Origin of the sequence: Stenotrophomonas bentonitica (assembly GCF_002887735.1) — a bacterium.
Classification (GTDB): domain Bacteria; phylum Pseudomonadota; class Gammaproteobacteria; order Xanthomonadales; family Xanthomonadaceae; genus Stenotrophomonas; species Stenotrophomonas bentonitica_A.
This window is the reverse complement of the sequence record NZ_PKQP01000003.1, coordinates 124,388-140,810: the sequence shown is the minus strand read 5'-3', so window position 1 is coordinate 140,810 and position 16,423 is coordinate 124,388. Positions and strand designations below refer to the sequence as shown.

The window sequence follows — 16,423 nt, the reverse complement described above, 5'->3', positions numbered from 1 at the left end:
CCTGACGGCTGAGGTAGTGCCGGCCGCTGGCCGGCGCTACCGATCAGCCCCCCATCAGGTTGCCGTTACCTACGCGCCACCCTCGTCCTGCATAATCAGGGGATGAGCGTCCTGCGTTTTGACAATGTCAGCAAACAATATGCGGGCGGCCACCAGGCACTGGTGGACGTCAGCTTCGATGTCGCCCCCGGGGAAATGCTGTTCGTCACCGGTCATTCCGGTGCGGGCAAGAGCACCCTGCTCAAGTTGATCCATCTCGACGAGCGGCCCAGCCGCGGCGCGGTGATCTTCGATGAGCGCAACCTGCTGAAGGTACGCGGCGGCAGTATTCCGCGGCATCGGCGCGAGGTCGGTGCGGTCTACCAGGACCACCGCCTGCTGATGGACCGCAGCATCGCCGAGAATGTCGCCCTGCCGCTGATCCTGCGTGGCACCCGTCGCAACGAGATCGGCAAGCGCGTGCGCTCGGTGCTCGAACGGATGGGCCTGGGCCATCGCGAAAAAGCGCTGCCCTCGCAGTTGTCGGCCGGCGAGCAGCAGCGCGTCGGCATCGCCCGTGCGATTGTCGGCGAGCCCAAGCTGCTGGTCGCCGATGAACCAACCGGCAATCTTGATCCGACCCTGGCGGCAGAAATCATGGCGTTGTTCGCCGAACTGCCCGACCGCGGCACCAGCGTGCTGGTGGTCAGCCACGATCTGGCCCTGCTGCGGCGCATGCGCAAGCGCGTGCTGATCCTGGACCACGGCCGCCTGGTCGATGACATCTCGCCGCAGGACCTGGCCGAATGAATACCCCGGTGACCAAGGAAACCGCCGCGCCATCGCGCCTTGGCGTGTGGCTGCACCATCATGGCCACAGCGTGGTCTTCAGCCTCGGCCGCGCCTGGCGCAAGCCGTGGGCGACCCTGCTCACGGTGATGGTCATGGCGCTGGCGCTGGCCCTGCCGCTGGGCCTGTCGATCGCGCTGGACAACCTCAAGCACTTCGCCGGCAGCGTGCAGCAGTCGCGCGACATCAATCTGTTCCTCAAGACCGATGCCGGGGCCGATGCGGCCGGCCAGGTCGCCGAGACTTTGCGCGCCCGCGCCGACGTGGCCAAGGTGACCGTGCAGACGCCGGAGCAGGGGCTGCAGGAGCTGCGCGAAAGTGCCGGGCTGGGCGAAGCGATCGATGCGCTGCATGACAACCCGCTGCCGACCCTGCTGATCGTGACCCCGGGCGAGGGCGCTGATGACACGCGCCTGGCACAGTCGCTGGAAGGCCTGCCGCAGGCCGATCTGGTGCAGCACGATGCGCTGTGGCGCAAGCGCCTGGATGGCTGGCTCGGATTCGGCACGCGCCTGGTGCAGGTGCTGTCGGTCCTGCTCGGCCTCGGCGCCGCACTGGTGGTCGGGAATACCGTGCGCCTGGACATCCAGGCCCGCCGCGATGAGATCGGTGTGCTGCAGCTGCTCGGTGCCAGCGATGGCTTCATCCGTCGCCCGTTCCTGTACCTGGGCGCGTGGTACGGCCTGGGCGCCGGCGCGGTGGCGCTGGCCCTGATCGGTGCCGCCGGGCTGGCGCTGCGCCCGCCGCTGGCGGCGCTCTCGCAGAGTTATGGCAGCCCGTTCGTGCTGCATGGTCTGGACCTGCTGCATTCCTCGTTCGTGCTGCTCGGCACCGTGGTGCTGGGCTGGCTGGGCGCCTGGCTGGTGACGGGACATTTCCTGCGCCAGACCCGTCCCACCGAAACCTGAGCCCCGCATGCGCCCGCAAGCCCTCAAGCACCTCGTCGACGACGCACCGCGCGTGATGGTCGTCGACGGCTCCAAGCTGGTCCGCAAGTTGATTGCCGATGTGCTGCAACGCGAACTGCCGGCGGTGGAGGTGGTGGGCTGCGCGAGCATCGCCGAGGCGCGTGCGGCACTCGACGCCGGGCCGGTCAGTCTGGTCACCACCTCGCTCACCCTGAGCGACGGCGACGGGCTCGACCTGGCGCGCATCGTGCGCGACGCGGCGGGCCAGGCCTATGTGCCGGTCATCGTGGTGTCCGGCGACGCGCAGCAGCATCTGGAGCAGCGTCGCTTCACCGAGTACGTCACCGACTACTTCGACAAGGCGCTCGGCCACGAAGCGCTGGCCACCTTCATCCGCGGCTATGTCCAGCCGGAGACGATTCCGGGCGCGACGATCCTGTATGTCGAGGACAGCCGCGTGGTGGCCGAGGCGACCAAGCGCATGCTCGAACGGCAGGGCTTGAACGTGCTGCACGTGCTGACGGCCGAAGACGCCTTCGCGCTGCTCACCGCCGAGTCGCTCGGCCGCAGCAGTCACCGCATCGATCTGGTGCTCACCGATGTCACGCTCAAGGGCGAACTCAGTGGCCGCGATGTGGTGCAGCGCGTGCGCGTGGACTTCGGCTACGGCAAGCGCCGCCTGCCGGTGCTGGTGATGACCGGCGACGGCAACCCGCACAATCAATCCGGTCTGCTCCAGGCCGGTGCCAACGATCTGGTGCAGAAGCCGATCGAAGAGCGGCTGCTCATCACCAAGGTGCTGTTCCAGCTGCGTCTGTCCCGCCTCAACGACAAGCCTGCAGTGCGATGAATGACGATGTAGTACCCAGCATCCAGCTCGAACCGAGCTGGAAGACGCGTATCGGTGATTACCTGCTGCGGCCGGACATGCGGGAGTTGTCCGCTTTTCTGCGCCAGCGCAAAGCGGCCGGAGCCCAGGTGTTCCCACCGGGCCCGCAGATCTTTGCCGCCTTCGATGCCACGCCCTTCGACCAGGTCAAGGTGGTCATCCTCGGCCAGGATCCGTATCACGGGTACGGCCAGGCGCACGGCCTGAGCTTCTCGGTGATGCCGGGCGTGCCGGTACCGCCGTCGCTGCTCAACATCTACAAAGAGATCGAGGCCGATCTGGGCATTCCGCGCCCCGACCACGGGTGCCTGCTGCCGTGGGCGCATCGCGGCGTGCTGCTGCTCAACGCGGTGCTGACCGTGGAAGCGGGCAGCGCCGGTGCGCACCAGCGGCGCGGCTGGGAGGGCTTCACCGACCACGTGGTCGATACCCTCAACCGCGAGCGTGAGGGCGTGGTGTTCCTGCTGTGGGGCAGCTACGCCCAGCAGAAGGGCAAGGTCATCGATACCGGCCGGCACCGCGTGCTCAAGGCACCGCATCCGTCACCGTTGTCGGCGCATCGCGGCTTCCTGGGGTGCCGGCATTTCTCGATGACCAACGAGTACCTGCAGCGCCGCGGCCACGGCCGCATCGACTGGTCGCTGCCGCCGCGCGCTGCGCTGGAGCCGGCGGCGTAATCACTGGCGGTCGTCATCTGGACGGCCAGCATCGCGATGATGGAGTGCGCCACCTGCCGCTTGCGGGTTGAACATGGCGGGCTATTACCAGGCGTCGGTGGGTTTGGGCCTGCCACGCGTAGCGGTGGCGCAGGGGGTAGAGCCAGGCCATGCCTGGCTGAACTGCCGACAACCTTTCCGGGCTGAATGGGCGCATCCGGCATCCTGTTCAGCCAGAAAACACGTGATATCACCCAATTCATCACCCTATCCTATTGATTTCATGGGGGTTGATGCCTCGTTTCCAGGCTCTCGCCACTGTCATCATTTCGCGGTACGTTAGACGGGCAATCTGTACCAGCATCCCATGAACAGAACGCTGGAACTTCTTTCCCCTTTAGCAGTCCAATTCCGGGACTGCTAAGATGAGTGCTATGAGCCAGAACACCTCTACTGCCCTTGTGGCAAACAATCTCCCGATTCCCAGTGCGCTCGGTTCGCTGGACGCCTACATCGGTGCCGTGCACCAGATCCCGGTGCTGTCGGTCGATGACGAGCAGGATCTGGCCCGCCGCTTCCGCGACGAGCTGGACCTGGACGCCGCGCGCGAGCTGGTCCATTCCCACCTGCGCTTCGTGGTGCACGTCGCCCGTGGCTACAACGGCTACGGCCTGGCGCTGGGCGACCTGATCCAGGAAGGCAACATCGGCCTGATGAAGGCGGTGAAGCGCTTCGACCCGGACATGGGCGTTCGCCTGGTGTCGTTCGCGGTGCACTGGATCCGTGCGGAAATGCACGAGTTCATCCTCAAGAACTGGCGCATCGTCAAGGTCGCCACGACCAAGGCGCAGCGCAAGCTGTTCTTCAACCTGCGCAAGTCCAAGACCCGCCTGGGCTGGATGAACGCGGCCGAAGTCAGCGCGGTGGCCAAGGACCTGAACGTGTCCGAGCGTGAAGTGCTCGAGATGGAGTCGCGCCTGTCGGGTCGCGATATCGGTTTCGATCTCTCCAGCGATGACGATGACGATCATGCGCCGCCGTCGCCGGCTGCCTACCTGCGCGCCAACGAAGAAGATCCTTCGATGGCGTACGAGCGGATGGACAGCGAAGACAATCAGCTGCAGCTGCTGCGCGAAGGCATGGCCGAACTGGATGCGCGTTCGCGCGACATCATCCGCCGTCGCTGGTTGGACGCGGACAGCAAGGTGACGCTGCAGGAGCTGGCCGATGAGTACGGCGTGTCCGCCGAACGCATCCGCCAGGTCGAAGCGAATGCCCTGAAGAAGATGAAGGCGCTGTTTACTGCGTGATGCAGTGACTGGCGTGGTCACGCGAAAAGGCCCGGTTTGATGCCGGGCCTTTTCTATTCTGGCAGCGCTGCACCTGTGTTTGCCCACTGATCTTTCCGACAGCCGGGCACGCCACGTGCTGATGCTCACGCCGTACCACTCAGTGGCACGGTATGATCATGCAACGTGTCTTCCGCACCCGGAGCTTCAACCGCAGCCTGCGAAGGTCTGCGCTCACCGCCGAGGCCCTGTGCCGCGCGGTCGATGAGATGCGTCGAGGCCTGGTGGATGCTGACCTGGGCGGTGGCATCTTCAAGAAGCGGGTGCGGTTGCCTGGTCGTGGTAAGCGCGGGAGTGTCCGGACCATCATCGCGGCCCCGGTGGGCACCAGTTGGTTCTTCCTGTTTGGCTATGAGAAGAACGAGCGCGCGACAATCAGTGCTACGGAACGGGATGCGCTCCAATTGTATGCCTCGGAATTTCTTGGAATGAGCTCGACACAGTTGGATCACGCCGTGAAATGCGGCGACCTGCAGGAGATCTGTCATGACAAAGACCTCTGAACGCGGGCGCGCGAAGAGCCGACTTCTGGAGGCCGTGCACGATGCTGCCGTGCACCTGCACGCGCATGGGGTCATCGATAGGCGTCGATTGAGCTGCTACGACGCCTTGTGCCTGGAGCCGGTGCCCGCGTACAGCAGCGCCCAGATTCGTGCACTTCGCACGTCGCTTGCGCTCAGCCAGCCGGTATTCGCAGGCGTTCTCAACACCAGCGTTTCAACGGTGCGCAGTTGGGAGCAGGGCGACAAGAAGCCCAGTGGGCCATCGCTGAAACTGTTGAACCTGATCGACCGGAAAGGCCTCGACGCCGTCCTCTAGAACAACGGCCCGGCAATGCCGGGCCGTTGCGCTGTACGGCAGCCGTCGCTGCCCTTGACCCGCCTCAGCCCTGCTCGCGCGCGATCGCCCGCCAGCCGATATCACCGCGGTGGAACTCATGCGCCCAGTGGATCGCACCGACGCCGGCGTAGGCGTTGCGCTGTGCTTCGCCCACCGTGCCGCCCAGTGCAGCCACGCACAGCACACGGCCGCCGGCGCTGAGCACCTGGCCCTGCGCGTCCAGCGTGGTGCCGGCATGGAACACCTTGGCCGTCGCGGCGACAGCGTCCAGGCCGTGGATCACGTCACCGGTGATCGGGGTCTCCGGATACGGCGAGGCCGCCATCACCACGCCCAGCGACGGGCGCGGGTCCCACTGCGCCTCCACGGTATCCAGGCGCTCGTCGATCGCCGCTTCGACCAGATCCACCAGATCCGACTGCAGGCGCAGCATCACCGGCTGGGTTTCCGGATCGCCAAAGCGCACGTTGAATTCGATCACCTTCGGCGCGCCATTGGCATCGATCATCAGGCCGGCATAGAGGAAGCCGGTGAACGGAATGCCGTCGGCGATCATGCCCTGCACGGTCGGGTTGACCACCTCGCGCATCACGCGCGCATGTACTTCATCGGTCACCACCGGGGCTGGCGAGTAGGCGCCCATGCCGCCGGTGTTGGGGCCGGTGTCGCCGTCGCCGACACGCTTGTGGTCCTGCGAGGTCGCCATCGGCAGCGCGGTCCTGCCGTCCACCATCGAGATGAAGCTGGCTTCTTCGCCGTCCAGGAATTCTTCGATCACCACGCGGGCGCCGGCATCACCGAACGCATTGCCGGAGAGCATGTCGCGCACCGCGTCCTCGGCCTCGGCCAGCGTCATCGCCACGATCACGCCCTTGCCGGCGGCCAGGCCATCGGCCTTGACCACGATCGGGGCGCCCTTCTCGCGCAGGTAGGCCAGCGCCGGCTCGACCTCGGTGTGCACGGCGTAGAACGCGGTCGGGATCTTGTGGCGGGCCAGGAAGTCCTTCGCATACGCCTTGCTGCCTTCCAGCTGCGCGGCGGCGGCGGTGGGCCCGAAGATGCGGTGGCCGGCGGCGCGGAAGCGATCGACCACACCGGCCACCAGCGGCACTTCCGGGCCGACCACGGTCAGGCCGATGCCTTCGGTGCCGACCAGTGCCAGCAGGCCGTCCAGCTCGGTGACCTTGACGGCCACGTTGCGGCACTTGGGTTCGGTCGCGGTGCCTGCATTGCCGGGGGCGACGATGACCTCGCGGACCTTCGCGGACTGGGCCAGCTTCCAGGCCAAGGCGTGTTCACGGCCGCCAGCGCCGATGACCAGGATCTTCAATGCAGTTCTCGCGTAAGAGGGCAGGAACGTGATTTTACGCGGTGCGGGCGGCGGGCGCATTCGGGCGGTCGGCTGCCGTGGCAACCCACGGCCTCAGCTGTCGGCGCAGCCGTCGCGCTGCAGGTCGTCCGGCACCGGATACGCGCGCTGCCGGGCATCGAAGATGAGGTGGTAGAACGCGGTCGCAGGTCCCGTGCAGTCGTGGCCGCTGGCACGCACCGTCAGCGGCCAGTAGCCCTCCACGGCGTTGCTGTCGCCCACGGTCGTGTTGAAGTCGACCGCGAACACGCCCTCGCCGCAGTCGGCCGGATTGCCGTCACAGCCGTGCAGGGCAAGGTTGTCGAGGTGATCGCGGTACCGGGCGACATCGCGCAGGCGATGGTTGTGTTCGGCGATGTAGCTGCGCCAGACGCGCCGATGGCCGCGCCGGTGTTCCTCGTGGGAGATCTGGAACGCGCGGCGCTGCGGGCCGAGCTGCGCGATCTGAACCGTGCCGGGTGAACCGTGGCGCCCGTACTGCCCCTGCAGGCGCTGGGCCATGACCAGCAGCGGATCATCGGCGGGCAGCTGCGCGAAGAAGCCGCCCCGGTTGGTTTTTTCCTCGTCCGTACCCACGCGCAGCACGTACAGATCGACCCGGCCCGGCTCGACCGTGGCGGCATCGTCCAGGGTCTGGCACACCGCCAGCAGGGTCTGTTCCTGACCGTCGGCCGTGGCCGTGTCACGCGCGCACACACGGCGGGTGACCGGGCGAAGTGCCTCCACCTCGGTGTCCTCCCACGCATCCTTCCACGGCGCATCCAGTGCGGCCTTGTCGCCATAGCGCAGGCGCAGGAAGGCCTGCAGGCGCTCGGTGTGATCGCCCCTGACGCGGATCGTGTCTTCTGGCTGCGCCGTGGTGTTGAGCACACGGTGCGGTTTGGCGGGCTCGGAAGACGCCCCCGGTTCACTGGCAGGCGTGCAGCCCAGCAGCCCCGCAGCAACGGCCATGACCACCGCTGCGAGGCGATTGCGGAGCGAGGACGACATCCGTGTCGATGCCAGCATCAGTGACGGAAGTGACGGACGCCGGTGAACACCATCGCCAGGCCATGCTCATCGGCGGCGGCGATCACTTCGTTGTCGCGCATCGAGCCACCCGGCTGGATCACCGCCTTGATGCCGGCGGCAGCGGCGGCATCGATGCCATCGCGGAACGGGAAGAACGCATCGGAGGCCATCACCGAGCCTTCCACCACCAGGTTCGCATCGGCGGCCTTGATGCCGGCGATGCGCGCCGAGTACACGCGGCTCATCTGGCCGGCGCCGACACCGATGGTGCGGTTGTCCTTGGCGTAGACGATCGCGTTGGACTTGACGAACTTGGCGACCTTCCAGGCGAACAGCAGATCGGCGAACTGCTTCTCGGTCGGCGCCAGCTTGCTCACCACGGTCAGTTCGTCGCGGCTCATGCCGCGGTTGTCGGCACTCTGCATCAGCAGGCCGGAACCAATCCGCTTGGTGTCGTAGTTGTTGAGGCCTTCGCCATGCGGAATGCGCAGCACGCGCACGTTGGCCTTTTTGGTCGCGTATTCCAGCGCGGCCGGCTCGTAATCCGGAGCGATCAGCACTTCAACGAACTGGCGGTCCAGGATCACCTTGGCGGTGGCCGCGTCCAGCGGCTGGTTGAAGGCGATGATGCCGCCGAAGGCACTGGTCGGGTCGGTCGCATAGGCCAGCTCGTAGGCATCGCCGTTGCCGGCGCCCACGGCCACGCCGCACGGGTTGGCGTGCTTGACGATCACGCAGGCCGGCACGTCGAACTGACGCACGCATTCCCACGCGGCATCGGCGTCGGCGAGGTTGTTGTAGCTCAGTTCCTTGCCCTGCAGCTGCTGGAAGGTGGCCAGCGTGCCCGGCACCGGGTACAGGTCGCGATAGAACGCGCCGCTCTGGTGCGGGTTCTCGCCGTAGCGCAGATCCATCACCTTCACGAAGTTCGAATTCATCTGGGCCGGAAACTCCGCGCGCACCGGCACGGCGGTGTCGGTGGTGGTCACGGCCGAGAGGTAATTGCTGATCGCCGCGTCGTACTGGGCCACGCGGTTGAACGCGGCGACCGAAAAGGCGAAGCGCTTGGCCGCCGACAGCTTGCCGTCATTGGCGTCCAGTTCGGCCAGCAGTTCGTCGTACTGCGACGGATCGGTCGCCACCGCCACGCGGGCGAAATTCTTTGCGGCCGAACGCAGCATCGCCGGGCCACCGATGTCGATGTTCTCCACGGCGTCTTCGAGGGTGCAGTCCGCCTTGGCGGTGACCGATTCGAACGGATACAGGTTCAGCACCAGCAGATCGATCGCGCCGATGCCGTGTTCGGCCATGACGGCGTCATCCAGCCCGGCGCGGCCGAGCAGGCCGCCGTGCACCATCGGGTGCAGGGTCTTGACCCGGCCATCCATCATTTCCGGGAAGCCGGTGACGTCGGCGACATCTTTCACTGCCAGGCCGGCCTCGCGGATCGCCTTGGCGGTCCCGCCGGTGGAGAGCAGCTCCACGTTGCGCGCAGCGAGGGCGCGGGCCAGGTCGATCAGACCGGTTTTGTCGGAAACGGACAGCAGGGCCCGGCGCACGGGCAGCAGATCGGAACTCATGGGGGCAGGAGATCGAAGCGGAGCGGGGCCATATTGTAGGCCAGTGGCGCTGGCATGGCCGCGTTGGTGGTCACCACGACGGCCTGCGGGCCCCTGAAACGACGACGGCCGGTACCGAGGCGTGCTCGATCCGGCCTTCTTTTCCTCGGGCACGATGCGCGCGCCCGGCCCGGCATCAGGTGGTGATGGCGTATTCCTTCAGCTTCTTGCGCAGGGTGGCGCGGTGGATGCCGAGCATCGAAGCGGCGCGGCTCTGGTTGCCTTCGCAATGGTTGAGCACTTCCACGAACAGCGGGATTTCCATCTCGCGCAGCACGATCTCGTAGACATCGTCCGCATCGCAGCCATCCAGGTCCCGCAGGTAGCGCCTGACCGACTGGGCCACGTGTTCGCGCAGGGGTGGCTTGGGCGCGCCACGACTGTTGTCAGGACGAGAAAGGACAGCGTTCAAGGAGTTTCCCGGTGCAAGAGCCGGGGCGGACAACAGCCCACGGCGGAATGATGATGGGGTCAGTCTAGCGCGTGCGTGGGCCGCCTGCCACGCTCTGGCAGCCCGGCGGTGCCTCAGAGGAACTCAAAGGTGAATGCGACCGTAGACGCCGCAGGCTCCCGCACGCGGAAGGCGATCTGTGCGCTCTGGCCCGGTTCCAGCGTGGCGGCCGGGTCCGTCGCGCGATCCAGATAGTCGGCCGGCGCGAACACATTGGTGCCGATCACGCGGCCATCGGCATCGGACAGGGACAGCCGCAGCGACGGCCAGGACTGGGCCCAGCGTGCGTCGTTGCGGATGCTCGCCTGCACCTGCAGCGCGCCGGCCACGCCGGCAACGGGGCGTACATCGCGGCTGAGCATGCTGAAAGCGGTCGGCTCGCGCCAGGCCGGCAAGGCGCAGCGCAGCACGCTGCACAGCCCGGCAATCCAGGGCCGCGTGCCGGCATCGGCAGCCAGCCGGGCGCGGTCGGCCACCGCGATCTGCACCAGCAGCAGCGCGGCCAGCCCGGCAACCATGCCCCACTGCCAGCGCGGCGTGCGCAGGCGCGCACCGGGCAGGCGCAGGAAGCTCGGCGTGGTGATCGCGTCGGCTGGCGGCAGGGCAGCCGTGGCCGGGGTGGGTGCGTCCCCGCCCGGGGCGCGCCCGGCATCCGGCAGCGCTGTCGAGGGCGAAGGCGATGGCGCCTGCCCGACCGCCGCGGCTGCGGGCGCCGCGTCGGCGATGAACCGGCGTGCGGCATCAGCGTCGGAGTCGACCCCGATGCCAGGTGCCGGCGCGGACGGCTGCGGCGCATGCAGCGGCTGTGCATCGATCACCTGTTCCACCGCCAGCGGCGCGATGCGATCGCCCACGGACGTCATCGACGGCGCAGGCGGCGTGTCATCGGGTGCGGCCGGACGATCCGCCGGTTCGGCCGGGGCCGGCGCAGACGGACGCAGGAACGTGGCGAGCGGGCGTCGCGGCGGCATCGGAGGCTCGGACATGGGCACGGGACCGGGCAGGGGACGGGCTATTCAAGCACGGCGGACGCCGGTGATGCGCATCCAGTCGCCATCCTGCGCCACGGCCAGCTGCTCGAAGGCCGGGGCATAGCGCTCCAGCAGTTCACCTTCCTGCCCGTGCAGGATGCCCGACAGCGCGATGCGACCGCCCGGGGCGACGCGCGCGGCCAGCACATCGGCCAGTGCATCCAGGGCCGAGGCGAGGATGTTCGCCACCACCACCGGGTACGTGGCCTGCGGTTCGTCCTCCGGCAGATAGACCTGCACCCGGTCCTGAAGACCATTGCGCTCGGCGTTGTCACCGGTGGCGATCACCGCCTGCGGGTCGTTGTCCACGCCCACCGCGCGGGCAGCCCCCAGCTTCAGCGCCGCTAGGGCGAGGATGCCCGAGCCGCAGCCGAAATCGAGCACGGTGTTGCCGGCCAGCGCGCCTTCGGTGGCCAGCCCGTCCAGCCAACGCAGGCACAGCGCGGTGGTGGGGTGGGTGCCCGAGCCGAATGCCAGGCCCGGGTCCAGGCGGACCACGGCGGCATCCTCGGCCTGCGCGGCCTCCGGCAGGTCGTGGTTCCACGGCACGATCCAGGTGCGGTCGCCGAAGGCCATCGGCTGGAACTGGTCGATCCAGGCGCGTTCCCAGTCTTCGTCGGCCACGGCGCGGAAGCTGGCATTGGCCCAGTCCAGGCCCGGATCGAAGGCGTCCAGCGCGGCCAGCAGGGCCAGCGCATTGGTGTCGCCCGGGAACAGCGCGGTCAGCACCAGGTCGTTCCACAGTGGCGTCTCGCCCACGCCCGGCTCCAGGATCGCGCGCTCGTTGCTGGTGTCGGCATCGGCATCGAGCAGGGTCACCGCCAGCGCGCCCACGTCGTCCAGCGCATTCTCATAGCGCGGCTGGGTGGCTTCGGTGCAGTGCAAGGTCAGTTCCAGGAAGGGCATGGGGGCAGGGGACCGGCGGAAAACCGTGCATGTTAGACCAGTGCGGGCCGATGGTCCCGGCGGCCGCGCGGCGCGGGCGTCTCGCCGGCCGGTAAGATTGGCCTGACAGCCGGTTCAGACAGCCTCGCGGGCGCTTGCTAAACTGAGCGTTCTGCTGTCAACCGCTGACAGCCTGTGACGTCCTGCCCATGGCGCTCGTGCCGACCCTGAAAACCTGGTTGCTGGTCGTACCGGCCCTGGCGTTGCTGGGGGTGGTGGGCTATCGCGCGGGCGATCGGGTGCTGCACGCCGAACCGGCCACCTCGCAGGTGGATGGGCCCCAGGCCGGCGAGGCCACCAGCGCGGTTCCGGCCGAAGCGCGGCAGCTGGCCCGGCGTCTGCTCGGCAGCGAGCGCGGCACCGCGGTGGCCTCGGGCCTTCCGCTGGACCTGCGCGCGGATATCGAAGGCGACACCGACTTGTTCGCCTACGCGCAGCGGCTGCAGTTCCAGGCCGCCAATGGCAACGCCGAGGCCGGGTGGATGGTGAGCCGGGTGTACGACTACTGCGCCATGTACGCGATGGACCCGGGCGGTTACCAGCTCGACAACACCCTGCTCACCGGCATGGGCATGAGCGCGTCGGCACCGATGGTCGCCGCGCGCGAGCGCGTGTCGCGCCGCTGCGCGGGTTTCGTCAGCAGCGATAATCTCGGCCGCCCGTTGATCCTGACCCAGCGTCTGGAGGCGGCCAAGGCCGGCAACCTGGCTGCGGAGGCGTCGCTGTTCGCCGAAGGTCATCCGCTGGAAACCGCCCCGGCCTATCGTCGCGGCCTGGTCGAGCGCGTGATGGATTCGCGCGATCCGGAAGCCTTCATGGCGCTCGCGCCAGGCATGGGTCAGCGCGCCAGCGGGGACAGCGCGATGAGCGGCCTGGTGGCCGGCGATCAGTTCAGCGAACTGGCCTGGCGGCTGGCGGCCTGCGAACTGGGCATGGCCTGCGGCCCGGACAGTGTGCTGATGAACAATTTCTGCGCGAACGGAGGGATCTGTTCGCAGAACGGTGGGCAGGACTTTGCCACTTTTGTGTATGACGCCGCGGTATCGCGGCAAGGTGCGGGGAAAATGAACGTGTTGGTCGAAGAGCTGGTCAAGCAGAGGAATGGGCGATGAATTACCGTCGAATCCTGCACGGTGCGAAATTCTGGTTCTGGGTCGCGTTGTTCGTCGCGTACTCGGCCGGAGCAGTGGGCCTGGTGATGATCGATACCTACGATGATCGTTACCGAAGCCTGTCCAAGGTGCAGTTGACCTCGGTCAAGGCCGATGCCGAAGTGCGTCGTGCCGGTGCCAGTCAGGTCGCTGCGGTGTATCGCGCGCAGAGTGGCATGCCGTTCGCTTCGTTGCCGACCGGTAGCACCTTCCAGGTGGTGTGGCCGGATGGTTCCACCGAGACGATGGTGATCGTCGATCCGACCTCGTCGCTGGGCGTGGAGCCGGTGAAGAATTCGCAGGTCACCGCGGCCGATACCGCCAAGCGGTAAGCACGCGCGGCATGCCCCGCCCTGCGGGGCCGCGGCGTGCCTTCGCCATGGCTCGGGTCAACCAACCCCGGGTTGGCGCCACCGGCATCGCGGGCCATGGCAGCTCGGTTCGCGCAAACAAAAAGGCGGGGAAATCCCCGCCTTTCTGCTGTCCAGCGTCCCGCGCAAGCGATCAGGTCAACGCGATCGACTTGTTCTTGCGTTCGGCCAGGCGCTTTTCCAGGTAGTGGATGTTCTGTCCACCGGCCTGGAAGCCCTTGTCGCGCATGATGCGCTGCTGCAGCGCGACGTTGGTCTTGATGCCGTCCACGACCAGTTCGCTCAGCGCCACGCGCATGCGCGCGATCGCGGTCTCGCGATCCGGGCCGTGCACGATCAGCTTGCCGATCATCGAGTCGTAGTTCGGCGGCACGCGGTAACCACTGTAGATGTGGGTATCCACGCGCACACCGGGGCCACCCGGCGGATGGAACGCGGTGATCTGGCCCGGGCTCGGCACGAAGGTTTCGGCATCTTCGGCGTTGATGCGGCATTCGATCGCGTGGCCGGTCAGCACCACGTCGCTCTGCTTGATGCTCAGCTTCTGGCCGGCGGCGATGCGCAGCTGCTCGCAGACCAGGTCGATGCCGGTCACCATCTCCGTCACCGGATGTTCCACCTGCACGCGGGTGTTCATTTCGATGAAGTAGAAGCGACCGTCTTCGAACAGGAACTCGAAGGTACCCGCGCCGCGGTAGCCGATGCGGATGCAGGCTTCCACGCAGACCTTGCCGATCTCGTCGCGCAGCTCGGCGGTGATGCCCGGTGCCGGCGCTTCTTCCACCACTTTCTGGTGGCGGCGCTGCATGGAGCAGTCGCGTTCACCGAGGTGGATGGCGTTGCCCTGGCCGTCGGCAAGCACCTGGATCTCCACGTGGCGCGGATTCTCCAGGAACTTCTCCATGTAGACCTGATCGTTGCTGAAAGCGGCCTTGGCTTCGGACTTGGTGGTCTCGATCGCCGCCTTCAGCGAGGCCTCGGCATGCACCACGCGCATGCCACGACCGCCACCGCCACCGGAGGCCTTGATGATGACCGGGTAGCCGATCTCACGGGCGATCTTGGTGTTGGCCACGATGTCGTCGGTCAGCGGGCCGCCCGAGCCGGGCACGCACGGCACGCCGGCCGCCTTCATCGCGCGGATCGCTTCCACCTTGTCGCCCATCAGGCGGATGGTGTCGGCCTTGGGGCCGATGAAGATGAAACCGGATTCTTCCACGCGCTCGGCGAAGTCGGCGTTCTCCGAGAGGAAGCCGTACCCCGGGTGGATGGCCTGCGCGTCGGTGACTTCCGCCGCAGCGATCAGGGCCGGGATGTTGAGGTAGCTCTCCGAGGACGGTGCCGGACCGATGCAGACCGACTCGTCGGCCATGGCCACGTGCTTGAGGTTGCGGTCGACCGTGGAATGCACAGCCACCGTGCGGATGCCCAGGGTATGGCACGCGCGCAGGATGCGCAGCGCGATCTCCCCTCGGTTGGCAATAACGACTTTGTCGAGCATGGACTAATCCTTAGCCGATCACGAACAGCGGCTGGTCGAATTCGACCGGCTGGCCGTTTTCGCCCAGGATGGCGACGATGGTGCCGGAAACATCGGCTTCGATCGGGTTGAACATTTTCATCGCTTCGATGATCGCCAGCGTTTCACCGGCCTTGACGGCCTGGCCGACCGACACGAAGGCCGGCTTGTCCGGCGAGGACGAGGCATAGAAGGTGCCGACCATCGGCGCGCGCAGCACGTGGCCATCGGGCAGGGCGTTGCCGGCCTTGGCGGTGCCACCGGTGGAGGCTTCGGTCGGCGACTGCATCGGCATCGCCGGGGCAGCGGCCTGGGCCGGTGCCGGGGCCATCATCATCTGCGGCTGGGCCTGGACCATGCCGTAGCCGGAGACGGGCGCGCGCGACAGGCGCACGGACTCTTCGCCTTCCTTGATTTCGATTTCGGCGAGGTTCGACTCTTCCAGCAGGTCGATCAGCTTCTTGATTTTGCGGAGATCCATAGGGGCCTCTGTGGTCTTGATGTCAGTGGAGAGGGGAAAGCGCGGTGCGCTCGGGTCAAAGCAGTTCGTAGAAATCGCGCAGCTGCCGCGTACGGTCGCGCGCGAGGGTGGTCAGGCAATGCATCTGCGCGCCATTGCGCGAGGTGCCATCGGCGTTGAAGGCGTAGACCGCGTCGCAGTCGTGGTCGCGCAGCTGCATCCACGCGCGCTGGGCCAGGACCAGCTGCTTCTCGGCATCGGCGCAGTGCGTGCAGGCGCCTTCGGCAGCCTGGCTGCGCAACTGCTGGCGCGCCTGGGCATACACCGTGTTCAATTCGGTATCGGCCTCGCTGGCCACATCCGAGGCGCACAGGTCTGATTCCATGGTGCCGCTCGGCTGCGCGCAGTCGATGCCTTCCGCGCTGCGATCAGCGGCGATGGCGGCGCCGCACAGGCAGCCCCACAGCGCGACGCTGGCCAGGACCCGCGGCAGCGTCATCACGCCGAAGCGGCCGCCAGCCGGGTCAGCGCTGCATCCATCGCGTAGCGATAGCTGTCCGCACCGAACCCACAGATCACCCCGACCGCCTTGTCGCTGAAATAACTGTGCTGGCGGAAGGGCTCGCGTGCATGCGGGTTGGACAGATGGATCTCGATGAAGGGCAGGTCCACCGCGGCCAGCGCATCGCGCAGGGCCACCGAGGTGTGGGTGAACGCCGCCGGGTTGATCAGGATGAAGGCGGTGCCGTCGTCCCGGGCGGCCTGCACGCGGTCCACCAGCACGTGCTCGGCGTTGGACTGCAGGCTCTCCAGAGCATTGCCGGCGGCCTGCGCCTGGGCCAGCAGGGCCTGGTCGATCTGCGCCAGCGTGGTGTGCCCATAGACCCCCGGCTCGCGCGTGCCGAGCAGGTTGAGGTTGGGGCCATGCAGGACCAGCAGTTTCGCCATGGGTGCCGAACAACAGGAAAGGGCGGAGTCTGGCGGAACTGGTGGATCGTGTCCAGTTCGGCGAAGTTACGCGTGTTT

The 16,423-nt window shown here is 67.2% G+C and carries 19 protein-coding genes; 9 read left to right on the top strand and 10 right to left on the bottom strand.

Annotated elements, in window-relative coordinates; all coding sequences use genetic code 11:
- Positions 1 to 102 precede the first annotated feature (102 nt).
- The 7 genes from ftsE to C0R07_RS07755 all read left to right on the top strand — a co-directional run bounded on the left by ftsE (position 103) and on the right by C0R07_RS07755 (position 5,449).
- Positions 103 to 789, top strand: coding sequence for a cell division ATP-binding protein FtsE (gene ftsE, locus C0R07_RS07785; RefSeq protein ID WP_019183511.1), 687 nt, complete (start codon positions 103 to 105; stop codon positions 787 to 789).
- Positions 786 to 1,736 (top strand): permease-like cell division protein FtsX, encoded by a 951-nt coding sequence (gene ftsX / locus C0R07_RS07780; RefSeq protein WP_102788610.1) that lies wholly within the window; start codon positions 786 to 788, stop codon positions 1,734 to 1,736. The genes ftsE and ftsX overlap by 4 nt, the downstream gene beginning before the upstream one ends.
- 7 nt (positions 1,737 to 1,743) lie before the next feature.
- Positions 1,744 to 2,586, top strand: a complete 843-nt coding sequence (locus tag C0R07_RS07775; protein ID WP_102788609.1) for a response regulator — start codon at positions 1,744 to 1,746, stop codon at positions 2,584 to 2,586.
- Positions 2,583 to 3,302: a uracil-DNA glycosylase gene (ung, locus tag C0R07_RS07770; protein WP_070472228.1), complete on the top strand. Its 720-nt coding sequence runs from the start codon at positions 2,583 to 2,585 to the stop codon at positions 3,300 to 3,302. The genes C0R07_RS07775 and ung overlap by 4 nt, the downstream gene beginning before the upstream one ends.
- 413 nt (positions 3,303 to 3,715) lie before the next feature.
- Entirely contained in the window at positions 3,716 to 4,591 is an 876-nt protein-coding gene (gene rpoH, locus C0R07_RS07765; RefSeq protein ID WP_019183519.1) for an RNA polymerase sigma factor RpoH, read from the top strand.
- 158 nt (positions 4,592 to 4,749) lie between these two features.
- Complete coding sequence (locus tag C0R07_RS07760; protein ID WP_070472598.1) at positions 4,750 to 5,133, top strand: type II toxin-antitoxin system RelE/ParE family toxin; 384 nt, start codon at positions 4,750 to 4,752, stop codon at positions 5,131 to 5,133.
- On the top strand, positions 5,117 to 5,449 hold the full coding sequence (locus C0R07_RS07755) for a helix-turn-helix domain-containing protein (protein ID WP_019183521.1): 333 nt from the start codon (positions 5,117 to 5,119) through the stop codon (positions 5,447 to 5,449). Before C0R07_RS07760 ends, C0R07_RS07755 begins: the two co-directional genes overlap by 17 nt.
- A gap of 64 nt (positions 5,450 to 5,513) precedes the next feature.
- Here C0R07_RS07755 and purD read toward each other — a convergent pair whose 3' ends face one another.
- The 6 genes from purD to prmA all read right to left on the bottom strand — a co-directional run bounded on the left by purD (position 5,514) and on the right by prmA (position 11,857).
- Positions 5,514 to 6,800: a phosphoribosylamine--glycine ligase gene (gene purD / locus C0R07_RS07750; RefSeq protein WP_102788608.1), complete on the bottom strand. Its 1,287-nt coding sequence runs from the start codon at positions 6,798 to 6,800 to the stop codon at positions 5,514 to 5,516.
- 93 nt (positions 6,801 to 6,893) lie between these two features.
- Positions 6,894 to 7,829 (bottom strand): hypothetical protein, encoded by a 936-nt coding sequence (locus C0R07_RS07745; protein ID WP_070472220.1) that lies wholly within the window; start codon positions 7,827 to 7,829, stop codon positions 6,894 to 6,896.
- 17 nt (positions 7,830 to 7,846) lie between these two features.
- Positions 7,847 to 9,430 carry a bifunctional phosphoribosylaminoimidazolecarboxamide formyltransferase/IMP cyclohydrolase gene (gene purH, locus C0R07_RS07740; RefSeq protein ID WP_102788607.1) on the bottom strand — a complete coding sequence of 528 codons (1,584 nt, stop codon included), beginning with the start codon at positions 9,428 to 9,430 and terminating at the stop codon, positions 7,847 to 7,849.
- A gap of 175 nt (positions 9,431 to 9,605) precedes the next feature.
- On the bottom strand, positions 9,606 to 9,881 hold the full coding sequence (fis, locus tag C0R07_RS07735; RefSeq protein WP_102788606.1) for a DNA-binding transcriptional regulator Fis: 276 nt from the start codon (positions 9,879 to 9,881) through the stop codon (positions 9,606 to 9,608).
- Positions 9,882 to 9,994: 113 nt separating this feature from the next.
- On the bottom strand, positions 9,995 to 10,906 hold the full coding sequence (locus C0R07_RS07730) for a DUF3426 domain-containing protein (protein ID WP_102788605.1): 912 nt from the start codon (positions 10,904 to 10,906) through the stop codon (positions 9,995 to 9,997).
- 30 nt (positions 10,907 to 10,936) lie between these two features.
- Positions 10,937 to 11,857, bottom strand: coding sequence for a 50S ribosomal protein L11 methyltransferase (prmA, locus tag C0R07_RS07725; protein WP_046273087.1), 921 nt, complete (start codon positions 11,855 to 11,857; stop codon positions 10,937 to 10,939).
- A gap of 188 nt (positions 11,858 to 12,045) precedes the next feature.
- On the opposite strand from prmA, the gene C0R07_RS07720 reads away from it, so the two are divergent.
- Positions 12,046 to 13,008, top strand: coding sequence for a hypothetical protein (locus C0R07_RS07720; protein WP_019183528.1), 963 nt, complete (start codon positions 12,046 to 12,048; stop codon positions 13,006 to 13,008).
- Positions 13,005 to 13,379: a hypothetical protein gene (locus tag C0R07_RS07715; RefSeq protein WP_019183529.1), complete on the top strand. Its 375-nt coding sequence runs from the start codon at positions 13,005 to 13,007 to the stop codon at positions 13,377 to 13,379. The genes C0R07_RS07720 and C0R07_RS07715 overlap by 4 nt, the downstream gene beginning before the upstream one ends.
- A 172-nt stretch (positions 13,380 to 13,551) precedes the next feature.
- Here C0R07_RS07715 and accC read toward each other — a convergent pair whose 3' ends face one another.
- The 4 genes from accC to aroQ are packed head-to-tail and all read right to left on the bottom strand — an operon-like array spanning position 13,552 to position 16,345.
- Positions 13,552 to 14,919: an acetyl-CoA carboxylase biotin carboxylase subunit gene (gene accC, locus C0R07_RS07710; RefSeq protein ID WP_019183530.1), complete on the bottom strand. Its 1,368-nt coding sequence runs from the start codon at positions 14,917 to 14,919 to the stop codon at positions 13,552 to 13,554.
- A 10-nt stretch (positions 14,920 to 14,929) separates the two neighbouring features.
- Positions 14,930 to 15,418 (bottom strand): acetyl-CoA carboxylase biotin carboxyl carrier protein, encoded by a 489-nt coding sequence (accB, locus tag C0R07_RS07705; protein WP_019183531.1) that lies wholly within the window; start codon positions 15,416 to 15,418, stop codon positions 14,930 to 14,932.
- Positions 15,419 to 15,473: 55 nt separating this feature from the next.
- Positions 15,474 to 15,896, bottom strand: coding sequence for a lysozyme inhibitor LprI family protein (locus tag C0R07_RS07700; protein ID WP_102788738.1), 423 nt, complete (start codon positions 15,894 to 15,896; stop codon positions 15,474 to 15,476).
- Positions 15,896 to 16,345, bottom strand: a complete 450-nt coding sequence (gene aroQ / locus C0R07_RS07695) for a type II 3-dehydroquinate dehydratase (RefSeq protein ID WP_102788604.1) — start codon at positions 16,343 to 16,345, stop codon at positions 15,896 to 15,898. The genes C0R07_RS07700 and aroQ overlap by 1 nt, the downstream gene beginning before the upstream one ends.
- Between the last annotated feature and the right edge of the window lie 78 nt (positions 16,346 to 16,423).